The sequence below is a fragment of the Micromonospora sp. LZ37 genome (assembly GCF_059359015.1).
The window spans coordinates 516,887-539,629 of record NZ_JCADBL010000003.1; the positions used below are offsets into that span (position 1 = coordinate 516,887).

Sequence of the window (22,743 nt, forward strand, 5' to 3'; positions counted from 1 at the left end):
TCTCACCCAGTCGTGCTCCAGACGCGTCTGGACTGCCCTCCAGCCGTATTCCAGGAACGGTAGACGAAGCTGCACCTCGCATGCTGCACGACCCGAGACTGCGACGAGCGAGGGAGTACGTGCCGTGATCGATGTCGCCACGAGAGGTGTCCCGGACGTCGGGGTCGTGCGACCGCGCGCCCGCGGCATGGTTGACAACAGTGGGTATGGGCTGGTCGACCAGCGGCGGGTACCGGATCCCGCCTGGCGCGGCGGCGGCCTCGACCGGGCACGGGACACTCAGGTCGACAGGGCGGCAGCTCCCGTCGATGTCGTTGCCTCCGCAGGCATGCATCCCTTCCCGTTCGATCAGAACGACCCGCCGAGCGAACCCCCGCCGGGCTGCCGTGACCAGGACAAGTGGCGTCGGGCGTATGCGGTCTACCGCCAGCATGAAGCCGGCCGCTACGGCCAGTGCGCGCTACGGGTCTGTGATGAGCCGTTTCCGTGTGCGGTGCACCGGATTGCCCTTCGGGCGTTGATCGATGCCTGTGCGGGGACCATCCGACACGCACCGCTTCCCGGTCCGGGTCGGATCGTGGCGGCGAGCGGTTGCCGATGGTGTCGGCAGAGCATCGAGCTGCATTCGCTCTACGGCTGGGTGCACGCGCAGCAGGGGTTTCTGCTGTGTCGGGAGTCGTTGCCGGGGTGTCCGCCGCTGTGCGTCGCGGAGCCGGCCGAGACGGTGCGCCCGGTGGGTGCCGGTACAGCGTCCCGTCCGGCTGATCAGCCCTCGCTCGGGTCTGGTCGCTCGACGCCGTACCCGAATGCGTGGATGGCGGCGACTTGATGCCTGCGTCCACCGACCGCCGCAGCGGCGTCGGTGTCGGTTCCCCGCGACTGGCTGACCCGCAAGACCGATCGGGACCGACATCGACCCGCGTGCATCGACAATCGAACTCTGCCTCGTCAATCCTCGTAGGTTGATGACCAACCGTGATTGTGGTCGACATGAACCAAGCGATGCATCGATCCCCGGCTGGCGCGGACGACACCGCGCCGAGCGGGACGGTGATGGCGGCGCACCCGCGTATGCGGATGTTGTACGAGACGCACGCCGACTCCGTCTTTCGGCTTCTCCTGCGGCTGACGTCGGGCGATCGGCGTCGGGCGGAGGATCTGCTGCAGGAGACGATGCTGCGAGCCTGGCGTCACCTCGACAGTCTGCCCACCGAACCAGCGGCGGTGCACCGCTGGCTGTCTATCGTGGCCTGCCGGATCGCCATCGGTGGTGGTCGTGCCCAGCGAACGCGCCCCACCGAGGTCACGGCCACCGACTCCGGGCGACTATCGGTGGACCAGGACCCGGTGGAGGGCGTGGTACCGGCGCAGGCGGTGCGGCGAGCGTTGGCCGGGTTGAGTGACTTTCACCGGGCGGCCTTGATCGAAGTGTTCACCCTCGGTCATTCCACTGATGAGGCGGCTGCTCGCCGCGCAATTCGAGAGGGAACCGTCAAGGCGCGTGCCCACGACGCGCTACGGGCGTTGCACGCCGCTGTCGGCTCTGCGCACACGGAATGTGGCCGTGACGCAGGCCCGGCGTGACGGCCACCGCGATGACGACCGGGACGGGTCCTCGCGGTGGGTCACGATGCCCGACGTCCGTCGGCGGGCCGGGGGTGGTGCACGTGGCGGCGGTGTCTGTCGCAGGGGCACGAGCGGAATGCGGGCGAGCGTCGGGTCATGACTCGGGTGGGTCGAGCTCCGCCAGGCAACTGCGTACCTTGGCGGCATCCTCGGCCAGGTCGAGTTCCCGGTAGACGGCCAGGGCGACCTGGTAGGCCTGACGTGCGCTGGGGGCGTCGCCTGCGAGCAGGAACACCTCTGCCAGTTCGACGTTCGTGATTGCGATATCCATCCTGTTGCCGGTGACCTGCGCAAACGGCAGTGCCCGCTGGAAACTCTCGATGGATTCTCCGTACTTCCCGAGCAGCTTGAATGCTTGGGCGATGAAGGACCAGGTGCTGACTCTGCTGTACTCATCGCCGCAGTCGCTGAAGATGCTCGAGGCTTGCTGGAGGAGGTCGATGGCCTCCTCGTGGTTGCCGAACCCGATCTGGCAAAAGCCCATGCCTTGCAACGCTTGAGCCTGACCCCGGTGGTCCTCGGCACGCACGAACAGGTCGAATGCCTGCTCGTAGTGTCTCAGTGCCTGTTCGTGGTGGCCCTGGCTGTAACGGACCCAGCCCATGTTGCAGTGCACATTGCCGTGTTCCACGGGGTAGTTCAGCTGATCGAACAGTCGCTGGGCGCGCTCGAGGTGGTCCCACGCGCGCTCGTTGTTCCCGCTGAAGTGATGGGCGCCAGCGAGCATGCGGTGCATGTGTGCTTGTCCGAGGAGGTCGTCCACGGCGTAGGCCGCGTCGAGAGCGGTCTGCGCGGTGCTGGCCCAGGCGACATACATGCCGGTGCGCTGGTAGAACGGTAGCAGGGTGAGCGCGAGCTCCCAGGAAGTGGCGAGGCCGCGGCGGCCGGCGCTTTCCACGGCGATCTGGAGAAGCTTCCGCTCGGTCATGATCCAGGCCATCGCCTCCGCAACGTCAACGACGCCCTGCGGCGTGACGTCCGGCAGCGGAGCCGGCGGTGTGGGCGATGCGAGCTTGGGCTGAAGATGCAGGTGCGCGGCGTGTGCGGTCTGCCGGTAGTGATCGAGGATCCGCAGCATCGCGGCCTGGTGTTCGACCGCCGGCTCCAGCTCCTCGGCGAGCTCCATGGCGTAGGTGCGGATCAGGTCGTGGAAGGTGTACCGATAAGGCTGGTCTTCGGTGAGCAGCCGGGTCCGGGTGAGCTCGCCGACGAGCGCCGCCGCCTGCCGTGGCGGAATACCGCCGAGACTGGCCGCCGCGGGCAGGCCGATGTCGGGCCCCGGAAACAGGGACAGGAGCCGAAACAGCCTGGCCGCCGCGGGACTGAGCATCTGGTAGGACCAGGAGAACACACTGCGTACGTCACTGTCCGGGTCGTCGCCGGTGAACGCGTCCAGGCTGCCCCGGCTGGCGCGGATATTGGCCGCGATCACGTGCAGGGGACTGCCGGGATGCGCCACCGCGCGTGCGGCGACGATGGCTAGCGCCAGTGGCAGTCGGCCACACCGTTCGATGATCTCATCGAGCGAGTCGGGCTCCGCGGCAGCGCGCTCCGGGCCGAATCGGCGGCGTAGCGCGGCTCGCGCCTCGTCCATGGACGGCACGTCGAGGGTGAGGGCGTGGGCGCCGTCGCGGGCAACGAGGCCGCTGAGCCGGTTCCGGCTCGTCACGATCACCAGGCAGCCCGGGGAGCCGGGAATGAGTGGCCGGACCTGCTCGACATCTCTCGCATTGTCCAGGACCACGAGCAACCGGCGGCCGGCCGTCGTGCTCCGGTACAACGCGGTTTGCGCCTCAACACCGGTCGGTATGTCTCTGGGTGGCACGCCCAGCGCATAGAGAAAGCCGCTGAGCGCCTCCTCGGCGCTGACCATCGAGCCCCGGGAGTCGAAGCCCCGAAGGTTCACGAAGAGTTGACCGTCGGGAAACCGGCGGGACACGCTGTGCGCCCAGTGCACCGCTAGCGTCGACTTGCCGACGCCGGGTATGCCGTCCAGCGCCACGGTCACGACGGTCTCGGGCGGTTCACCACCGGCGGGCAGGAGCGCGTCCAGCGTGGCAAGCTCTGCCTGACGTCCGTTGAACAGCGGCATCGCCGGCGGCAGTTGCGCCGGACGGACCACCCCGGAACCGTCGTGCTCACCGCTCCCCGCCGGGTGCGTCGCCTCTTCCGGGGGAAGGCCAGAGCGGATCGGGGGCGGCACGTCGACGGTCGGCGCCGGCCCGACAAGGGCATGCAGCACCGACATGCGCTGAGTGAGGATCGCCTCCTCGAGCTCGGCCAGCGCAGGACCGGGATGCAGACCAAGCTCGGTGGCCAGAACGGAACGAAGCCGGCGCAGGGCGGCCAGTGCGTCGGCCTGGCGCCCCCCACCCCACAGGGCCAACGCGTAGAGGCGCCACCCTTCCTCCCGTAACGGCTCCTCACCCACGAGCCGCTCCGCCTCGAGCGCAGCCCCGAGAACGTCACCGGACCGCAGGGCAGCCGTAACCCGCAACTCACGAGCGGAGAGCCGCAACTCCTCGAGCCGTCCGGCCTCCGCCGCCGCCCACGGCTCGTCCGCCACCTCCGCGAACGCCCGGCCCCGCCACAACGACAGCGCGTCGTCCAACAGAAGGCGGGCAGCCGCGGGATCGCCGGACAGGGTACTGCGGGCTTCATTCGACAGTCGCTCGAACCGCCACGCGTCGACCGAATCCTGCCCAAGATGCAACGCATAGCCGGGCGACGCGCTGACCAGCAACCGAGCCCGGGCCCCCGGCTCACGACCCGGCTCGAGCAGCTTCCGCAGATTCGACACATAAGACTGCAAGGTCTTCAACGCCTGGGCCGGAGGCCGCCCGCCCCACAGGTCCTCAATCAGCCGATCGATCGACACGACCTGACCCCGCGCAGCGACCAACAACGCCAGAACGGCACGCTGCCTCGGACCACCAAGATTGATCGGGCGGTCTGCCATGTCGGCCGCCAACGGGCCCAGCACCCGGATCAACACCATCGCGCTCCACGTCGTAGGCGAAACAACCGCCGGGTACCCTGGCGCAGCTCACCTCCATCCGCGCTCCAGCTGCGTCTGGACCACCATCCGGCTAAATTCCAGGACCAGCGATTCAAGCTAGGACGCACCCTGGGACGCGACCCGCGACTCGTGACGCGGAAGGGGCTCCACCATGGCCACCGGCCACGAAGCGTAGCCTGTACGCCGCGGTCACGCGACGGCAGCTTCATGACGAGGCGCACCACGGGCCCTTAAGGGCGGTCCTGCTCGACCAGGCTTCTCACTGCCCGGGACGCCAGCGTCGGCCGGTTGGTCGAGGCGGGGGGCTGGTCGCCGAATCGGCGGCCGCCAGCGGCCCGTCGGTGGCTTGCCGTGGTGAAGCGGCGGCCGCTGATACAGCTGTCGTCAAGGTTCGTCCCGTGGCCCGGTGGGATCCCGCCCGGGCGACCGATCGCCCCGCTGCGGTCGCAGGCGGATGCCAACCAGGAGGGCGACCAGGCCCAGCATCGCCAGCAGGATTTCCACCACCGCCGTGCGGCGGCTGGCGGGGGTGGGCTGCTCCGGCTGATCGGCCAGCACCGACGCCATCGCCGCCCGGGGGTCGATGATCCCCCAACCGGCGGCCGGGGCTGGGCTGGCGCCGCTGCCGTCGCCCTGTGCGGTCCGCATGATCCGTTCGGCCGTTTCGGTGGCGGAGAGGTGGGGAGCGCTCGCCCGCAGCACCGCCGCCAGACCGGCCACGAATGGGGCGGCGAAGTCGGGTCCGCTTCCCTCGACAGCGCCCGCGCCACCGACGCCGAGGCCCACGATTCCCACCCCTGGGGCGAGCACGTCGACCGTCCCAGGGGCGGATCCGAGGGGCCTGTCGTCCGTGCCGGCGGCGCCCACCCGCAGCAGGCCGTCAACGGGCGGTACGGGTGCCAGGTCACCGCGGGGTGCCGGAACGACCACCACGACGTTCCTCGCCACCGCCTCCTCGATGGCGCGCATCAGCCGCGGATCCGATCCGTCCACCTCAGCGCCGAGCAGGATCACGCCGGCCCCGTTCGCCGTGGCGATGGCGATGCCCCGGGCCGCCTCGTCCGCGGAGGTGGGGACGCTGGGCCGCAGCCGGATCGGCAGGATGGTCGCGTCGGGTGCCACGCCCACCAGCCCACGACCGGGCGTCGGGCGGGCGGCGGCGATGCCCGCCAGTGCGGTGCCGTGCCCCAGACAGTCGATGTCCCCCCGCTGCCGGCCGTCGGCCGCCTCGGTGCCGCGGAGCACGCGTCCCGCCAGGGCGGGCGAGCTGCTGTCCACCCCGGAGTCGACTACCGCGATGATCAGCCCCTCGCCCCGGCTGCGCGTCCACGCGTCCTCGGGAGCCAGCCGCAGTTGCGCCCACGGCATTGCCCTGCCCGGCCAGTCCGAGACCGGCGCGCAGGCCGCGTTCGGCCGGCGGGCGCGGGGCGGCGACGGGGAGCGCGGCGGCTCCGCCGGCAGCAGGCCGTGAACCACGCGGTCGCCCACGGCGTCCCAGGGCAGCACCAGTAACCACCCGGCGCGCAGCACCGCCGGATCGCTGAGTACCTGGCCGTCGGGCTGGATGCGGTCGCGATTCCATTCGAAGATCTCCGCGTAGCGCCGGCTGTTGCCGAGGGTCCGTTCGGCGATGTCCGGCAGCTGTTCCGGCTTTCCGCCGAACAATTCGCGCACCACGTAGTACTTGACGTAGGTCGAGGCCTGTGCGGCACGGGCGAGGTGCCCCGCCGCGAAGGCCGGCGGCGCCCATGACGGCGCGACCATAGACAGCACGGTGACGAGCACCAGGCACAACCGACCGCCCGGACGGGCACCCCTCACTGCTCACCCTCGGACACCGCGATTCCTCCCCGAAGGCGCCTGTGCCACCCACCGACCCGGTCGACGTGCCGACCCCGAACATACCTAACGGTGAACCGGAACCGCTCCCGCACGTTGTACTGCCGGGACTGCCGTCGGGCGGCGGTAGCAGCCGCAGGGGCCGGGCGGCCGGATCCGTGCGGGCGACGGTGTTCGATCGAGGAGGCGTACATGACTGACCGCGTCGCGCGGTGGCGGGAACCGGCCGACCGGGCGCGTACCCGGATGGGCCGATACGCGTCGGTGGCGCTGGTGGCGGTTGCTCTCGCTGCCCCGGCACCCGCGTCAGCCCAACCTTCGGCCCCTGTGGCACCCGCCAGCTCGGCGTCCGCCCCGACGCCGCGACCCAGCGCTGTGGGCGCCGGCAAGGAGCTCTACTACGTGGTGCCGCCGCCTGTCGACGGGCAGCGGGAGTACCTGTTCCAGATCGCCGTGCGGACCCTCGGTGACGGGAACCGGTACCGGGAGATCTTCGAGCTCAACCAGGGGCGTCCCCAGCCGGATGGTGGGGCGCTCACCGATCCGACCCAGGTCCGACCCGGCTGGGTTCTCCGCCTGCCACCGGATGCCCGGGGTCCGCACGTGCGTACCGTCGCACCGACCGCGCCGAGCCCCACAGGTCAGGTCGACGTTGCCGCGCCGAACCGGTCTGCGGCCAGCACCGGCATGACCTCGCGGATCGCCGTCGCGGTCGTCGCGCTCGTGGTGATGGCCCTGCTGCTGGCGCTGATCCTGCGGCTGGCCCCGGCCCGACAACGGGCCGCGGCGCTCGTGTCCCGGCGTGCGGGGCCGGCCGACGGCAGCGCAAGAGGACGTCGTCGCGAGCGGGCGCACGTCCGGGCCGACGCCCCGGAGACTCCCGCAGCCGCGAGTGCGGCGCAGCCCGCCCCGGCCGCGCCCGCCCCGAGCGCCGAGGCGCTGGCGGAGACCGGGCACTTGAGCACGCCGGCATCGGAGGCCGCCGCGCTGGGCCCGATGGCGAGTTCCGGCCCGACCACCGCGCAACCGGAGCGGCACGTGGAGGTCGACGGATTCGTGCCGCAACCGCGCCCCGCGGACGTAATGGCCGAGCTGGTGGCGTTGGACGGGGATCCAGCTGACCGGCTGGGCGTGCGGCTGCTCGGTGTCGGCGAGATGGACGAAGCACCGTACGCGTGGCAGGAGTCGGACGGCGCGCCGTTGGCCGGTACCGTGCCGGTGGCGGTGGGACGCCGAGGACCGGAGGTGCTCTGGGTAGACCTCGCCCGTACTCCGGGGGTCTTCACCATCGTCGGCACGCCGGACGTGGCCCGGCAGCACGCCCTACGCATGGCCTGGCGGCTCCGGGACGCCGGCCTGGCGGTGACCGTAGTGGGTGACGTCCTCGGTGACGACCTGCCGCAGGGGTGCGAACGGATCAGCGCCTTCCCGCGTACCGCCGCGGAAGCCGAGCGAATGAGGGGCCCGGGAGTGGTCTTCTGCGGGGGACTGCGGGGCGCTGGGCTGGCGGTGGCCCGGGCGCTGCCCGAGCACAACGGACACCGGGTCGTCCCGGTGCTGGTCGGCAAGGTGCTGCGGGCCCGCTGGTCGGTGCTGGTCACCCCGGAGACCGCGGTGCCCGTGGCCACTGTCGGCCAGCCCACGGTACGCCGGCCCTCGCCGGGGGCCGGCGTCGTGCACGTCCCGCAGCCGAAGATTTCCGGACAGTGACGGCGTCAGGCGGACCGGCGCCGGCAGGGAGAGCGGCGGCGTTGAACCGGGACGAGGGCCGGCGCGTCGTCGTGGCAGGTGTGCCGCCGACCGGCGGGACAGGTGAGAGAGGACGGTCTATGACGGTCAGAGCGCGGGCCTGGGTCATGCTCGCCGTACTGCTCGGATCCCTCGCTGCTGTGCCGGTCGCCGGCCCCGCCCGCGCGGCTGCCTCAGCACCGGCCGAGGACACCTGGGTCAAGTACTACACCGTGCAGTCCTCCTATCAGGGGCAGCCGGAGAACCTGAACGCCATCGCCGCCCGGTTCCTCGACAGCCCCGGACGCGCCAGCGACATCGTGAACCTGAACGTGGGTCGCCGGCAGGCGGACGGTGGTGCCCTCGGCGCCGACGGCACGCTGCGGCCCGGCTGGTCGCTGATCCTGCCGTGGGATGCCGTCGGGGAGGGGGTGCGGTACGGAGCCTTGCCGCGTACCACCCCGGCGACCGACCCCACCGGTGCGGTCAAGTCCCCGCCCCGCGGCGGGACCAAGCGCCCCCCGGCGGATCGACCCGGCCGGGGGAAGCAGGGGCCGTGCCGTTCGACCGCCGCACCTCGCGACGGGGCGAACTGGGCGCAGCAGCGGATCGCGGCGGAGCAGGCCTGGCAACGGACCCGGGGACAGGGTGTGCTGGTCGCGGTGGTGGACTCCGGCGTGGACGGCCGGGCTCCGGAGTTGGCCGGCCGGGTAGCGCCCGGCGCCGACATTGTCGCCGGAAGCGGAAAGGGCAACTCGGACTGCCTCGGCTCCGGCACGGCCATGGCCGGCATCGTCGCTGCCGATCCGGGCGATGGCGCCGGTCCGAGCGTGGCAGGGGTGGCCCCGGAGGCGGTCATCCTTCCCATCCGGGTGATCGGTGACGCGCCGCGGGCCCGGGCCAGTGATGCCGCGACCGGCGTCGAGGTCGCGGTCTCCGCCGGGGCGAAGGTGATCGCCCTCGGCGCGTACGTCGACCTCGGGGACCGGCAGGTTGCGGCGGCGGTGGCGGCGGCGCTCAAACACGACGTCGTCGTCGTGGTCGCGGCGCCGACCCGTAACGCCGGCGAGAGCGCCGAAGCGCAGCAGCCGGCCGTGCCCGGCCTGATCCGGGTCGGCGGTGTGGGCCCACAGGGCCAGCCCGCTGCCGGCTACCGGCCGGGGGCGGTCGACGTGGTGGCACCCGGCATCGACGTGGCCAGCCTGGGTGTGGAAGGTGTCGGCATCCGGGCCAGCAGCGGCAGCCAGTACGCGGTGGCGTTCGTCGCCGGCGCGGTGGCGTTGGTGCGGGCCGGCTTTCCGAACCTCGACGCGGCCCAGGTGGTGCACCGCGTCAAGGCCAGCGCCGATGGTGCGCAGGCACCCGAACCGGCCACCGGGCACGGAATGATCAACGTCAAGGCGGCGGTCACCCTGCTCCTGCCGGAGGCCCCGTCCCCGGCCGCCGTACCGCGTTCGGGGTGGGGCGTCCAGCGCGTCGTCGCCCTCGCCCTGGTCACCCTGCTGGGCATGGGGGCGGTGGCGCTGCTGCTGCGCCGGCGCACGCCGTCGGCGGCCCCGTCGCGGTCCGCCGAGCCCGGGCACGGTCCGCGGTGAGCCGCAGTGGGGTGTCCGGGCGGGGCGGACAACGGCGGAGCCGGAGAAGGGCGTCCCTCGCCTGCTCGGTGCTCACCGGTGTGCTCGCCGTACCACCTCTCGGGCCGCAGTCGGTCGCACTCGCCGCGCCGGACCTGCTGCCGACCCGGTCCCCGAACGGCGGTCCGCCGGAACTCCCGACGGTGACCGACGGCTGCGTACCGCCCAGCGGCGTCCGGGCGACCGCCACCCCGCCGCCCCTGGCGCGGCTGAACCCGACGCTGGTCTGGCCGCTGACCCGCGGTGAGGGCGTGGTGGTGGCCGTGGTGGACAGCGGGGTGAGCGCCCTCGCCCGTGGTCTCACCGACGGCGCCGTGCTGACGGGACGTGGCGTGGCGGGCCGGCAGCGGGCCGACCGGGACTGCGTGGGGCGCGGTACCGCCCTCGCCGGTATCGTGGCCGCCCGTCCGGTCAGCGGCAGCGCGTTCCTGGGCATCGCGCCGGCGGCGAAGATCCTGCCGATCCGGATCGTCGACGGTGACGGCCGAGTCGCCCCGGGGGCGCTCGCGGCCGGCATCCGGGCCGCGACCGCAGCGAAGGCGGACGTGATCCTGATCGGCGTGGGTACTCCGACCGCCGACGCCGAACTGGCGGCCGCGGTCCGGGCGGCGATCGCCCGGGACATCGTGCTGGTCGCCCCCGTGGCTGACGCGAAGACGTCGCAGTCGGGCGGCTCAGGACCGGTCCCGGCGTGGTACCCGGCCCGGTACGAGGACGTGCTCGCCGTCGGTGGGGTCGCCGGGGACGGCACACCGACCGAAGCGTCGTCGCCGGAGTCCGGCGTGGACCTGGTGGCACCGGTCTCGGGGGCGGTCAGCCTCAGCCCGACCGGTGACGGGCACTTCACGGTGGGTGGGCCGGCCGTGGCGGCGGCCGAGGTGGCCGGGGCCGCCGCGCTCGTGCGCGCCTATCACCCGGATCTCGACCAGGCCGAGGTGCGACGCCGGCTGGAGGGCACCGCCGAGCCGCTGCCCGGCCGGCCTGGCCAGGCCGTCGGCCGCGGTGCGCTGGACCTGTACGCCGCGGTGACCGCTCTCGAGCCGGACGACGCCCCCGTGCTCATGGGGTCCGCCCCGCCGGTGGTCCTGCCGACCCGGCCGCCGACCCCGTCGTCGACCGTGATCGCCCTGGCCACCGTGGTGAGCACGGTCGTCCTCGCCGCGCTCACCACAGTGGCGGTGATCACCGTCCGGTGGGGCCGCCGTCGGCGTTGGCGACCGTGACCCCCGGCTGATCCGTCGACCCCGCCGGCGTGAGATACGGGGTCTGGATCAGCCGGGCACTGCGTCGGGTGCAGAGCAGCGCCCGCCCCGGCGGCAGGTGCCGGGGCTTGGTGTTGCCGAGCAGCGGGCCCTCGTTGGGCGGACACGACAGCGCGACGTCCGGGCTGTTGGTCTCCTGCAGGCGACGGATCAACGGGTCCATCGACACCCGCATGACCCCCGCCGCGCCCCGCGTCAGCACGAGGTGGAAGCCGATGTCCGCGCCGTGCGACAGGTATGGCAGCAACGGCTGGAGCGGGCTGTCGTGGCCGGCGAGCAGATCGTAGTCGTCGATGAGGACGAACAGCCGGGGCCCGGTCCACCAGTCCCGCCGGCGGAGCTGTTCGGGGGTGATGTCGGCGCCGGGCATCCGGCCGGCGAGGCCGGTGACCGCGTCGGCCACGGTGTGGCGGGTGGCGTCGACGGAGACGGAGTAGCCGAGCCGGTACGCCTCGGGGATGTCGTCGAAGAGCTGTCGGCGGAAGTCGACCAGCATGATGCGCGCCTGCTCCGGCGAGTACCGGTCGGTCACCGACCGGGCGACGTGGCGGAGCAGGTTCGTCTTGCCGCTGCCGTTGTCGCCCAGCACCGTGAGGTGCGGCAGCTCCGCGAAGTCGTGCCAGACGGTCTGCATCCGCGACTCCTCCAGGCCGAGGGTGATCCGTAGGTCACCGGTCGGCGCGGGCAGGTCCGCGGCGGGGAGCACCGCCGGCAGGGTCCGAACAGCCGGCGCCGGCGGGCCGGTCCAGAAGTCGTCGACCGTGGCGACGACGTGGCGTACCGCGTCGGCGAGGTCGTTCCCGTCCGCGACGCCGTCGATCCGGGGCAGTCCGCCCAGGAAGTGCAGTTTGTTCGGAGTTAGGCCGCGTCCGGGCGTCTGCGGCACGGTGGCGGCAAGCCGCAGGTCGATGGTGGAGTCGACGGGATCACCCAGCCGCAGCTCCAGGCGGGTGCCGATCTGGTCCCGCATCGCGTGGTGCACCTCCGACCACCGTGACGCGGTCAGCATCAGGTGGACGCCGTAGTTGAGGCCCTGCGCGGCGATCTGCCGGACCGTCGCCTCCAGCGCCTCGAAGTCCTGACGCAGGGTGAACCAGCCGTCGACGACGAGGAACACGTCACCCAGCGGGTCGTCGTCCAGCTGCCCCTGTGCACGCATCCGCCGGTATGCCGCCATGCTCTCGACGCCCAGCGCGGCGAAGCGTTGCTCGCGGTCGGTGATCAGCCCGCTCACCTCGGCCACGGTCCGGCTGACCCGGTCGACGTCCAATCGTCCCGCGACGCTGCCGACGTGCGGCAGGTCGGCCAACGCGCCGAGTGCGCCGCCGCCGAAGTCGAGGCAGTAGAACTGCACCTCCCGCGGGCTGTGCGTGAGGGCCAGGCTGCAGATCACGGTACGCAGCAGGGTGCTCTTGCCACTACGGGGCCCACCGGCGATGCCAACGTGCCCACCCACCCCGGACAGGTCCACGGCCAGCAGGTCGCGCAGCTGCTCGAACGGCTTGTCGATGAACCCCACCGGGGTCACGAGTTGACCGGTGAACGGCCAGTCGACGGCCCGCAGTCCGAGATCGGGGTCGGGCGCCAGCGTCGGCAGGAGCTGGTCGAGGGTGGGCGGGACGTCCAGGGGCGGCAGCCAGACCTGGTGGGCCGGCGGACCCTGGTCCACCAGCTGCGCCGCCACCGTGGCCAGGATGGTGACCTCGCCCGCCGTCTCCTCCGGAATCCGTTCGGGCTGCGGTGCCTCGATCGTGCGGAGGGCGACCGGGCCGAGCCGGTACGGCACCACCTGCTGCCGCACGATCTCCTGCCGGATGCGGGTGGCGGCGGCGCGGTAGGGGCCCGAGACGTACGCGGCCTTGAACCTGATCAGCGTGGCGACATCGGCGCGCAGGTAGCCGTTGCCGGGCGCGGCCGGCAACTCGTAGGCATCGGGCACCCCGATCACCGCGCGGGACTCCATCGAGGAGAAGGTCCGCAACCCGATCCGGTAGGACAGGTGGGATTCGAGTTGGCCGATTCGGCCGTCGTCGATCCGCTGGCTGGCCAGCAGCAGGTGCACGCCGAGGGAGCGCCCGAGCCGGCCGATCATGACGAAGAGGTCCATGAAGTCGCGGTGGGTCGCCAACAGCTCGCTGAACTCGTCGACGACGACGAAGAGCGTCGGCATCGGATCGAGCGGTTCGCCCTGCTTGCGGGCCCGTTCGTAGTCGAGCAGCGAGCTGTACCCGCCGGCGCTGCGCAGCAGCTCCTGCCGCCGGATCAGCTCCCCGTGCAGGGCGTCCTGCATCCGGCCGACCAGCGCGGCCTCCTCGGCCAGGTTGGTGATCAGCGCGGAGGTGTGCGGCAGTTCGTCGAGCCCGAGGAACGTCGCTCCCCCCTTGAAGTCGACCAGGACGAAGTTGAGCGTCTCCGACGAATGGGTGACCGCGAGGCTCAGCACCAGGGTGCGCAGCAGCTCGCTCTTGCCGGATCCGGTCGCTCCGATCAGGATGCCGTGCGGTCCCATGCCGCCCTGCGCGGACTCCTTGATGTCGAGCTCGACCGGGTTGCCGTCGGCATCGATCCCGATCGGCACCCGCAGCCGCTCACGGGCGCTGCGAGGCGCCCACAACGCGGACAGGTCGAGCCCCCGCAGGTCGGGGATGCCGAGCAGGGTCCCCAGGTGGAAGTCGGTCTTGAGGGTGTCCGTGGCGGCCTCCGTCACCACGCCGAGCCGGTACGGGGAGAGCAGCCGGGCCAGTACGGCGGCCTGCGTCTCGCCGAGCCGGTCGGGGCGGGCGAGCCGCTTACGGACCTCCTTGCCCACCCGGTCCCGCCGGACCACGAACAGGTCGTCGCCCTCGACGTGCAGGCAGAGGATCTGCTTGCCGGTCGGCGGGGTCGGGTCGTCGAGGTCGATGAGCAGGGCGTTGCGGTAACCGGCGGTGACCATTCGGCTACCGTTGCCTAGTCGGCCGCCGTCGCGGATCACCACGACGAAGGGCTCGTCGCGGGTGGGGGTGGCACCCGGCTCGTAACGGGGGCGGGCGGCGAACGCCTCGCCGCAGAGCCGCTCGATCTCCTCGATGCTGTCGCCGACCAGGCGCACCGCCCCGGCGGCGTCCTGCGCGGTGGGGTGCTGCGCGTGCGGCAGCCACTTCGCCCACTCCCAGGCGGTCAGCCCGTCCCCGGCGACGCAGAACGCGACCCAGACCTCCTCCGGCGCGTGGAAGGTGACCAGCTGGGCGAGGAGGGCCCGAACCGTCGCGCGGACCGCTGCCGGGTCGCCGGAGAACCGGATCTGGGCGAAACCGCGGAGGAACACCGCCGACGGCTGGTCGGAGATGGTGGTGTAAGCGCGGATGAACCGACGCAGCGACTTGGCCGCCAGGGGCTCCAGGTCCTCGATCGGCTTGGTCTGCATCGGGGTCATGCGTACCGCCAGGCGCTGCTCGCCGGTGCCCACCCGCAGTTCGAGAAAATCGGGGTGGCTCGCCCGGCGTTCCCACCGCCGCGAGGTCATCGCCACCGACCAGCACGACGCCGGATCTGGATGCTGCCAGCTGCTGGCCTGCCGCTGGCCGTGCACGTGCTGCCGGACCCGTCGCCGGTTCTGCGCCAGGTAGCGCAGGTAGTCCCGGCGGTCGCCGCCGAGCCGCTGCTTGCGTTCGAATCCGCCGAAGGCGACCTGGCCGACGACCATGCCGCCCATCGCGACGACCAGCAAGCCCATCATCACGTACGTGACCGGACCCCGGGACCCGCCGACGAACATCATCATCATGACGCCGGACATCAACGCCATCGGCAGCACCGTCATGGCCTGGCGCATGCCCCCGCCCTGCGCCTCCGGCAGCTCGGGCGGCTCCTGAAGGTCGATCTCGCCGGAGGGCATCGGTGGCCCACTGCGGCGTGCCGGACGGCGGAAGAGCACCGTACTCACAACTCAGCCCCCATCGGGCGGGCGTGGCCCGCCTGCTACGGAGCGCGCGCCGGTCCTTGCCCCGGCGCCGTCGCTCAGCCCTGCGTCGGGTACGACGGATGCCGGCCGTGCGCGGATCAACGGTGCGGGGGGCTCGGGGCGAAAAGTTTCTTCGCGATGAATTTGAACCGGGCGCGGTCAAACGCCGTCGAGGGAGCGTGACCGTCGCCACCCCACCCGCCGAGATGTGCCGCCTCGTCGTTGTCGCCCAGACCGGGCGGATCGAGGTCGCCGTGCCGGCCGACGTGCTGATCGGCGAGCTGCTCCCGGCCCTGCTGCACCATCTCGACGAGAGTCTGGCCGACGCCGGCCTGGAGCACGGCGGCTGGGTCCTGCAACGACTCGGCTCCGCGCCGTTCGACGAGGCGAGCACCGTGGCGGGAGCCGGGCTCCGCGACGGGGAGACGGTCCACCTCCGCCCCCGCGCCGACCAGATCCCACCGGTGCACTTCGACGACCTGGCCGACGGCATCGCCGTCGGAGTGCAGAATCGCGCAGGGCGCTGGCAGCCGGAGATGATCCGTTGGGTGGCGCTCGGCCTCTTCGGTCTCGTCGCTCTGCTCGTCCTGATCGTCGGCGCGCTGCCCGCGCCGGCGCTGGGGCGCATGCTTCTCGGCGCTGTCGCCACGGTGTGCTGCCTCGCCGGTGCCCTCGGCTTCACCCGCGCCGGCGGTGACCGGGCCTTCGGCCTGCTCTGCGCCGTCGCCTCGGTGGGCTTCGCCGCCGCGACGGGGGCCAGCGCACCCGGTCTGCGCTCCGCGGACCCGGCGGTGGCGCTGGGCGCGCCCGAGGTCTTCACCGCGGCGGTCACCGGCGCGGTCACGGCGCTGCTCGCCGCGGTCCTGGTTGGCTGGGCGGGACCGGTCTTCGCCGGGATCGCCACCGCCGGTGTCATCACCGCCCTGGGCGCCGGACTGGCCGTGTTCCTCCCGCTGTCGCAGGCGGCTTGCGCCGGCCTGGTGGCGGTCGTCGCCACGGTGGGCATGGTGGCGGTGCCGATGCTCGGCTTCCGGCTGGCGCGCTTCACCCTGGCCCCGCTACCGACCGCTCCGGAGCACCTGCAGGAGGACATCGATCCGGAGCCGAGCGAGCCGCTGCTGGCCCGGACGGCCGCCGCCGACCGGTACATGACCGGGCTGTACCTGGGCCTCGCGCTGCCCACCGCGGTCGCGCTGGTCCTGCTCGGCGCGGCCGACGGCTGGGCCCCGCCGACGCTGCTCGGCCTGGTGGTCACGACCCGGCTGCTGTCGCTACGGCCGATGACCAGCGCCTGGCACCGGTTCGCCTGCGCGCTGCCCGCCCTGCTCGGCGTCGCCGTCGTCGTGGTCGTGGCCGGAGCCCAAGCGTCCGCCACCATCCGGCTCGCCGCTGCCGCCGCGCTTCTGCCGGTTGGCGCCCTCCTGCTCTTCGTGGTGGGTCGGGTCCTGCCCGGGCGGCGGATCATGCCCTATTGGGGACGGATCGGTGACCTCCTGCAGTGGATCGGCGCCATCGCCATGGTGCCGATCCTGCTCACGCTTCTCGGCGTGTACGGCTTCGCCCGCGGACTGGGGGGCTGAGCCGTGCAGTCACGCCGCGACCAGGTGCAGGCTCAGACGTACGTGCTGGGCCGGTTGAGTGCGGCACTGGTCAGCGCCGAGCCGGACGGCCCGGAAAGTCCGCACCGCCGGTTGGTCGTCGGCACCCTCATCGGCCTCCTCGTGGCGACGCTGGCGGTGGCCGGGTTCGCAATCTTCGGGCTGCTCCGACCGGGTGGCGCCACCAGCTGGAAAGCACCCGGCGTGCTCGTGCTGGAGAAGGAGACCGGCACCCGCTACGTCTACGTCGACGGTGCGCTGCGACCGCTGCTCAACTACACCTCCGCCCGGCTGCTCTTTGGCAAGGCACCCAGGACCGTCTCCGTCTCGCAGCGGTCGCTGCGCGATGTGCCCCACGGGCAGCCGATCGGAATTGTCGGCGCGCCCGACGCGCTGCCCGCGCCGGGCACGGTGGCCAAGCAGGTGTGGACCGTCTGCGCGCTTTCCCGGCGCGACCAGGCGGGGGTGCTCTTCACCGGAACGACGCTGACGATCTCCACGTCGTCGCAGTCCCCTCCGGGCGAGCCGCTCGCCCGCGATCGCGCGGTCCTGGTGGCTGCGGGCGGGGACAGCTACCTGGTCTGGCAGGGGCGCCGGTTCCGGTTGGGCGCCGAGTGGTTGGCGCGGGTGCTCGGCTACGACCGTGACGCGGTCGCGGTGGAGGCGGCCTGGCTGGAGACGCTGCCGGTCGGTCCGGATCTCGCGCCGATCCCGGTGCCCGGTCGGGGCGGCCGGGGTCCGCTGATCGACGGTCGTCCGACCCGGGTGGGGCAACTGTTCCTGCTGCGTACCCCGGGTGCGTCGGAGCGTCGCTACCTGCTGCGGCGCGAGGGGTTGGTCGAGCTCGGCCCGTTGGCGTACGCCGTCGCCGCGGGGGACCCGGGGACGAGCCGGGCCTATCCGGGCGCGTCGGTCGTGCCCACCGAGCTGACGCCCGGCGCGTTGAGCCGTACGCCCGTCGTAGCGCAGCCGGCGCTCCCGGCCGACCTGCCCGAGACGCCACCGGCGGTGGCGGACCTGCCGGCGGGTAGGACGTGGTGTGTGGAGCAGGAACTGGCCGACGGCGCGGTGCGGGTGACGGCCCAGCGCATCGCCCCACCCGCCCCGGTGCAGGACGCACCGGGCATCGTCCGCACCGAGCGAAGCGCGAATGTGGTCGGGGTGTCGGCGGGGTTGGGTGGGCTGGTCGTGGCCGGCCGTCCCGGCCAGACCGCCGGGCCGGCGATGTTCCTCGTGACCGACGCCGGGGTGAAGTTTCCGGTCGCCGCGGACGCGGCGCGTCGGCTCGGTTACCAGCCGGAGCAGGCCTGGCCGGTGCCGCGCCGGCTGCTGGACATGCTGCCCACCGGCCCGGTCATCACCACCGCGTCCGGAGGGGGGTGACCACCAGCCGAGTGTGAGCAACGCAGGTCAGAACGCAATTCAACCAGGAAAGGTAGGCAACGAATGCCAGGTCAGCTCAGTATTGAGGAGCAGACTACCCAGAATCTCATGAACGCGTTCCGCGACACGGTCGAGAAGCTGGCGCAAGCGAGGGCCACGGTCGACGGTGCCAGGAACGACTTGGCGCACTGGACGGGAGCGGCTGCTGATCGCTTTCGGAACGGGCTCCAGGAAATCACCGACGGCATCAACAATATCGGCAACGGACTGAACCAGATCTCGGACGACATGGCGCGCTTCGCTGCCCTGACGGCGAGAACGGAGGACGACGCCATCGCTATGGCCGCCAGCGCCTCTCTGGCATCCGGGTCCGGTGGCGCGGCCAGCCCGGCCGCCGGTTTTGCTGGGGCAAGCTGGACCTGAGCGCATTTCTGCCGAAGAAAGCTTGATGAGAGGAACGACGATGGGCTATGAGATCGAGCCGCAGCGGGCCTACGCCACCGCCGATCAACTGGACAACGTCAGCATGGGGTTGAGGGCCGCCGTGGAGACCCTGCAGGCTAGGGTCAACGATTACCGCCAGGCGAACGCGGGTGAAAGCATCGAGGCTTACGCCGAGGTTCAGAAGAATTGGCACACGGGCAGTGACCAGGTGGAGAAAGGCAATGTGCAGGCCACCCACGCCCTCCGCACAATCGTCGGCAACTATCTCCGGGCGGACCGCAACGGTGCCGGGCTCTTTTCCTGACAGTTGCCGATAGGCGGGATGACTCCGGGTGGCGCGACACCAGCCCGCGCCACCCGGAGCGTCACGCCGGGCACCGACATCGACCAAGGGGTTAGGACATGCCGCCGAAGATCAAGGTCCATGAGCAGTTTCTTCGGGATCTGCAGAAGGAGCTGATGGACATTCGCAACCAGATACAGGCCGTCCGGGAGGGGATCAACCCGAACGACCCGAACCACCCGCAGGGATTCCCGCTGAACGCCATCAAAGTGCGGGCGGGCGGGTCGTCCGGCACCGAGGAGGGCCCCAGCACCGGAAACTTCCCCGCGGGGCAAAGCGTCCAGACCCGCGTCAGCTCGATCGGCCAGAAGGTCAACGGCAAGCTGGAAGGGCAGGACAAGACCCTCTCCAGGTACGCCCAGGGCTTGGGGCAGCTCATCACCAACTCCGGTGCCGCCGAGCAGAACAACCTCTTCACGACGCCCAGCTTCACTCCGCCCAACCTGCCCTGACCCAAACGCTAGAAGCCGTTGCGGCTTCGTGAGTAACCCCTGGATCTGTTTCGGAAGGATCGACGGTGACGCAGCCGAACCCGGACATCAACGGACTGGCTCCCTGGGAGCAGGGCCTCATCGCCGTGCTCGGTGCCAAGGGGATGGATCGGCGCACGTTCACCAACGGTCCCTGGATCAGCGCGGTCAGCTGGGGTTACATCACCGCGCGGAAGAACCACCCGTGGAACGACTCCATGGGTACGCCCGGCGCCAACGAGTTCACGATCTACCGCCGGACGGTGAGTGGCACCAGCGGGGCTCTACACTCGGCCTACTACGTCATCAAGGGACGCGTCGACTGGTACGCGGGCTCGTCCGGGGCGAGTCCCCACGAGCACTTCTTCAACGAGTTCTGGAACAACTCCCGCGACGCGATCTTCATGCCACCGAGCCCGTTGCCGCTCGACCCCGCGAGCTTCGACACGGCGGCGGAGACGATGTACAACCTGTCGATGTGGCTGGAGACCACGATGCAACGGCTCCAGCGACACATCGAACGGGTCCGCGGCGGCGAATCCCATTTCATGGGAGCGGCGGCCGAGGCCTACACCAAGGTCGTGGAGAACCTGCAGCAGGAGATGAAGCTGCTGCGCAGCGACATCGACACCAGTAAGAACTGGACGCAGATGCTGCACGAGAACGCGGACGCGGCCCGATCCTTCTGGCGTCGGATCGGCAGCGCGTGGCAGCAGTTCACCAGCGTGTCGACCTATCAACCCAGCGAGATGATCCGCCGGGTGATGGCGCAGATCGAGCAACACATCGATCAACTCGGGCAGCAGACCAATCATTACAACGAAAAAGCCATCGATGCGGGGTTGCTGACTTCCTGGGAACAGGTCAGCAGTTGGCCCATGGCGCTTGACTTCGGTGACGGCAGCAGGACGTACGACTTCAAGAACCCGGTGATGGCGCTCGGCGAGCTCAACCGGGACATGCAGGCGTACTTCGCCCGAGCAGTCTCGGCGTTGGACGACACCATGCGGTTGGAGTTCGCCAATCTGAGGAACAGTTTCAACAACACCATCCTCAACATGCACGACCCGCAGGACTACGTCCCGCCGCCGACTCCCGCCCCCGGGCTGCCGGGTCCCGGCGGTGGCGGTGGTATCAACCTTCCGCCTGGTGGTGCCAACCTTCCACCTGGTGGTGGTCTGAACCTTCCGCCGGGCGGCGGGAGGCTCGGTGGTCTGCCCGGTGGCGGCGGCTCCGACGGTCCGCCGGGTGGTCTGAACCTTCCGCCGGGCGGCGGGAGGCTCGGTGGTCTGCCCGGTGGCGGCGGCTCCGACGGTCCGCCGGGTGGTCTGAACCTTCCGCCGGGCGGCGGGAGCCTCGGTGGTCTGCCCGGTGGCGGCGGCTCCGACGGTCCGCCGGGTGGTCTGAACCTTCCGCCGGGCGGCGGCACCATTGGTGCTTTCGACCCGGACGGCGGCTCGGTGAACCTCGGAACCGGTGGTGGCGTGCCCCCCCTCGGACCGCCTGGTGGGCTTTCCCTCGGCGGTCTGGGTAAGCCGCCCACAAGCAGTGGTGGCGGCAAGGGCGGCGGCTCCGGATCCACGGGCGACCTCGACTCCGGCGACCCCGGCCCCACCACGATCGATGGTGATGCCTTGCCGGGCCCCGGTGCCGGCGCACAGCTTCCTAGCCTCGGTGGTGCTGAGGACGGTGCGGGCGGTGGCGCCACGAACCCACAGGGCGGTGTCACTCTGCCGGGTCTGGGTGGTGCCGAGGGTCCGGGGGCGGGTGGTTCGTTGCCGGGTCTGGGTGGTGCCGAGGGTCCGGGGGCGGGTGGTTCGTTGCCGGGTCTGGGTGGTGCCGAGGGTCCGGGGGCGGGTGGTTCGTTGCCGGGTCTGGGTGGTGCCGAGGGTCCGGGGGCGGGTGGTTCGTTGCCGGGTCTGGGTGGTGCCGAGGGTCCGGGGGCGGGTGGTTCGTTGCCGGGTCTGGGTGGTGCCGAGGGTCCGGGGGCGGGTGGTTCGTTGCCGGGTCTGGGTGGTGCCGAGGGTCCAGGTGCGGGTGACTTCCTGCCGGGTCTGGATGGCACGCCGGGGCCGAGTGCTGGCGGCGCCCTGCCGGGCTTTGACGGTCAGGGCATCGGTTCGGCGGGTGGCGGCACGTCGACCGGCGGCTGGAATCCGGCCTCCAACACCACGCCGCCACCGACTGGGCTCATGGTCGGTCCTCTGGGCCCGGCGCCAGCGGGGATCAATGGCACCGACGGCGCTCCCGGCGCGGCGGGCTTTGCCGGGGGTGCCGGGTTCCCACCCATGATGCCGCCGATGGGCGGAATGGGCGCCGGCGGCGGCAACGAGAGCAAGGACCGCGATCGCACCACGTGGCTGGCCGAGGATGAGGAGGTCTGGGGGACAGACCCGGACGTCATGCCCTCGGTCATCGGCCGCGACGACGTACCGGACATGCCGGCGGAAGAGTTCGAGCCCTGGTCGCCTGCCCCGTCGTCGGCACCGGCTGCACCTAAGCGTCCGGCCCGCGGCACCGGCCGCGGTTACTGAGTGAGGAAAGTGATCATGACAAACCCTCTGCACGACCACCTGGAGCAGGCGTACGCCGAGCTCGCCGAGAAGAAGGCCGCCTTCGCTGGGTTCGAGCGGGAGATGGCTGCAGGCAGAAGCACGGTGAGCGCCAAGAACCGGGCACTGACCGTGACGGTCGACGCCGCAGGGGATCTGCAGGAGGTGAAGTTCCCGACGAACGCCTACCGGAAGATGGCGCCGGCAGAGCTCGGACAACTGCTCGTCGACACCATCGGCACGGCGCGGGAGCAGGCTCGCGAGAAGGCGTTCGGCCTGCTCGGGTCCCTGCTACCGGCAGGGACGCCGATCATGGAGATGCTGAGCGGGCCGGTCGATCTGGACTCGATGATGGATGAGGCCATGCGCCCGTTCAAGCAGTTCAGGCCCAGCGACGGGCAGCCCACGAGCGAGGAAGGTGCGAAGTGACGCAGGTGCTGGGTGCCGACTTCGACAAGCTCAGGGGCAGCGCCTTCGCCCCCTCGCAGGCCGCAGCGCGGGCGATCGAGGAGCAATTCGTGAACAACGTCAGGGCGGCCATGCCCCTGACCACTCGCGAAGGATCCAAAGAGGACAAGGAGATCGTGGCGCTCGTCGAAAGCTTCAACAGGGGGGCGGCGCAGATGTTCGAGTTGCTGGGACTGGTTGCCGGCGGCCGCAGTGAGGCCGTGGATGCGCTTCGCGAGCTCGTGTCGCGAGCGGAAGAGGCCAACACGGTAAACGCTAACGGCAGCGGCCGTCACTGAGCGGCTGTCCGCGGAAACGGGCGGAGAGGCCGCGGGGTTGACCCCGTGCCTTGGGCATTGACTGATTGAGGGGGCAGCGGGGGTTATGGGCCTTGACATTGATGGGCCCACTGCTGAGTTCTTCAAGTGGCTGACGGGGGAGGAGTTCCCTGCGGT

General features: G+C 71.4%; 15 protein-coding genes. 12 read left to right on the forward strand and 3 right to left on the reverse strand.

The window, feature by feature from the left end; translation table 11 throughout:
- Window positions 1–975 precede the first annotated feature (975 nt).
- Entirely contained in the window at window positions 976–1,584 is a 609-nt protein-coding gene (locus AC5L3Z_RS09960; RefSeq protein ID WP_494841241.1) for a sigma-70 family RNA polymerase sigma factor, read from the forward strand.
- A 136-nt stretch (window positions 1,585–1,720) separates the two neighbouring features.
- On the opposite strand, the gene AC5L3Z_RS09965 is transcribed toward AC5L3Z_RS09960, so the two are convergent.
- Window positions 1,721–4,624 (reverse strand): AfsR/SARP family transcriptional regulator, encoded by a 2,904-nt coding sequence (locus tag AC5L3Z_RS09965; RefSeq protein ID WP_494841242.1) that lies wholly within the window; start codon window positions 4,622–4,624, stop codon window positions 1,721–1,723.
- A gap of 405 nt (window positions 4,625–5,029) precedes the next feature.
- Complete coding sequence (locus AC5L3Z_RS09970) at window positions 5,030–6,409, reverse strand: S8 family serine peptidase (protein ID WP_494841243.1); 1,380 nt, start codon at window positions 6,407–6,409, stop codon at window positions 5,030–5,032.
- 402 nt (window positions 6,410–6,811) lie between these two features.
- Here AC5L3Z_RS09970 and AC5L3Z_RS09975 point away from each other — a divergent pair, with 402 nt between their 5' ends.
- From AC5L3Z_RS09975 to AC5L3Z_RS09985, 3 genes are all read left to right on the forward strand, one after another.
- A complete protein-coding gene (locus tag AC5L3Z_RS09975) occupies window positions 6,812–8,194 on the forward strand; it encodes a LysM peptidoglycan-binding domain-containing protein (RefSeq protein ID WP_494841244.1) in 1,383 nt (460 codons plus the stop codon).
- A 119-nt stretch (window positions 8,195–8,313) separates the two neighbouring features.
- On the forward strand, window positions 8,314–9,807 hold the full coding sequence (locus AC5L3Z_RS09980) for a S8 family serine peptidase (protein WP_494841245.1): 1,494 nt from the start codon (window positions 8,314–8,316) through the stop codon (window positions 9,805–9,807).
- 68 nt (window positions 9,808–9,875) lie between these two features.
- Complete coding sequence (locus AC5L3Z_RS09985) at window positions 9,876–11,069, forward strand: S8 family serine peptidase (protein ID WP_494841247.1); 1,194 nt, start codon at window positions 9,876–9,878, stop codon at window positions 11,067–11,069.
- On the opposite strand, the gene eccCa is transcribed toward AC5L3Z_RS09985, so the two are convergent.
- Complete coding sequence (gene eccCa / locus AC5L3Z_RS09990; protein WP_494841249.1) at window positions 11,029–14,985, reverse strand: type VII secretion protein EccCa; 3,957 nt, start codon at window positions 14,983–14,985, stop codon at window positions 11,029–11,031. The genes AC5L3Z_RS09985 and eccCa overlap by 41 nt on opposite strands.
- A 245-nt stretch (window positions 14,986–15,230) precedes the next feature.
- Here eccCa and eccD point away from each other — a divergent pair, with 245 nt between their 5' ends.
- The 8 genes from eccD to AC5L3Z_RS10030 all read left to right on the forward strand — a co-directional run bounded on the left by eccD (window position 15,231) and on the right by AC5L3Z_RS10030 (window position 22,587).
- The gene (gene eccD / locus AC5L3Z_RS09995) at window positions 15,231–16,631 is read left to right on the forward strand and encodes a type VII secretion integral membrane protein EccD (protein ID WP_494841250.1); all 1,401 of its coding nucleotides are present in this window, start codon (window positions 15,231–15,233) and stop codon (window positions 16,629–16,631) included.
- Between the two features lie 3 nt (window positions 16,632–16,634).
- Window positions 16,635–18,032: a type VII secretion protein EccB gene (gene eccB, locus AC5L3Z_RS10000; protein ID WP_494841252.1), complete on the forward strand. Its 1,398-nt coding sequence runs from the start codon at window positions 16,635–16,637 to the stop codon at window positions 18,030–18,032.
- Between the two features lie 108 nt (window positions 18,033–18,140).
- Entirely contained in the window at window positions 18,141–18,455 is a 315-nt protein-coding gene (locus AC5L3Z_RS10005) for a hypothetical protein (protein WP_494841254.1), read from the forward strand.
- A gap of 40 nt (window positions 18,456–18,495) precedes the next feature.
- Window positions 18,496–18,780, forward strand: coding sequence for a WXG100 family type VII secretion target (locus tag AC5L3Z_RS10010; protein WP_494841256.1), 285 nt, complete (start codon window positions 18,496–18,498; stop codon window positions 18,778–18,780).
- A 98-nt stretch (window positions 18,781–18,878) separates the two neighbouring features.
- Complete coding sequence (locus tag AC5L3Z_RS10015) at window positions 18,879–19,271, forward strand: hypothetical protein (protein ID WP_494841258.1); 393 nt, start codon at window positions 18,879–18,881, stop codon at window positions 19,269–19,271.
- A 65-nt stretch (window positions 19,272–19,336) separates the two neighbouring features.
- Complete coding sequence (locus AC5L3Z_RS10020; protein ID WP_494841259.1) at window positions 19,337–21,823, forward strand: WXG100 family type VII secretion target; 2,487 nt, start codon at window positions 19,337–19,339, stop codon at window positions 21,821–21,823.
- 15 nt (window positions 21,824–21,838) lie between these two features.
- Window positions 21,839–22,270, forward strand: a complete 432-nt coding sequence (locus AC5L3Z_RS10025; protein ID WP_494841261.1) for a YbaB/EbfC family nucleoid-associated protein — start codon at window positions 21,839–21,841, stop codon at window positions 22,268–22,270.
- Window positions 22,267–22,587: a hypothetical protein gene (locus AC5L3Z_RS10030; RefSeq protein WP_494841263.1), complete on the forward strand. Its 321-nt coding sequence runs from the start codon at window positions 22,267–22,269 to the stop codon at window positions 22,585–22,587. Before AC5L3Z_RS10025 ends, AC5L3Z_RS10030 begins: the two co-directional genes overlap by 4 nt.
- The last annotated feature ends 156 nt before the right edge of the window (window positions 22,588–22,743 follow it).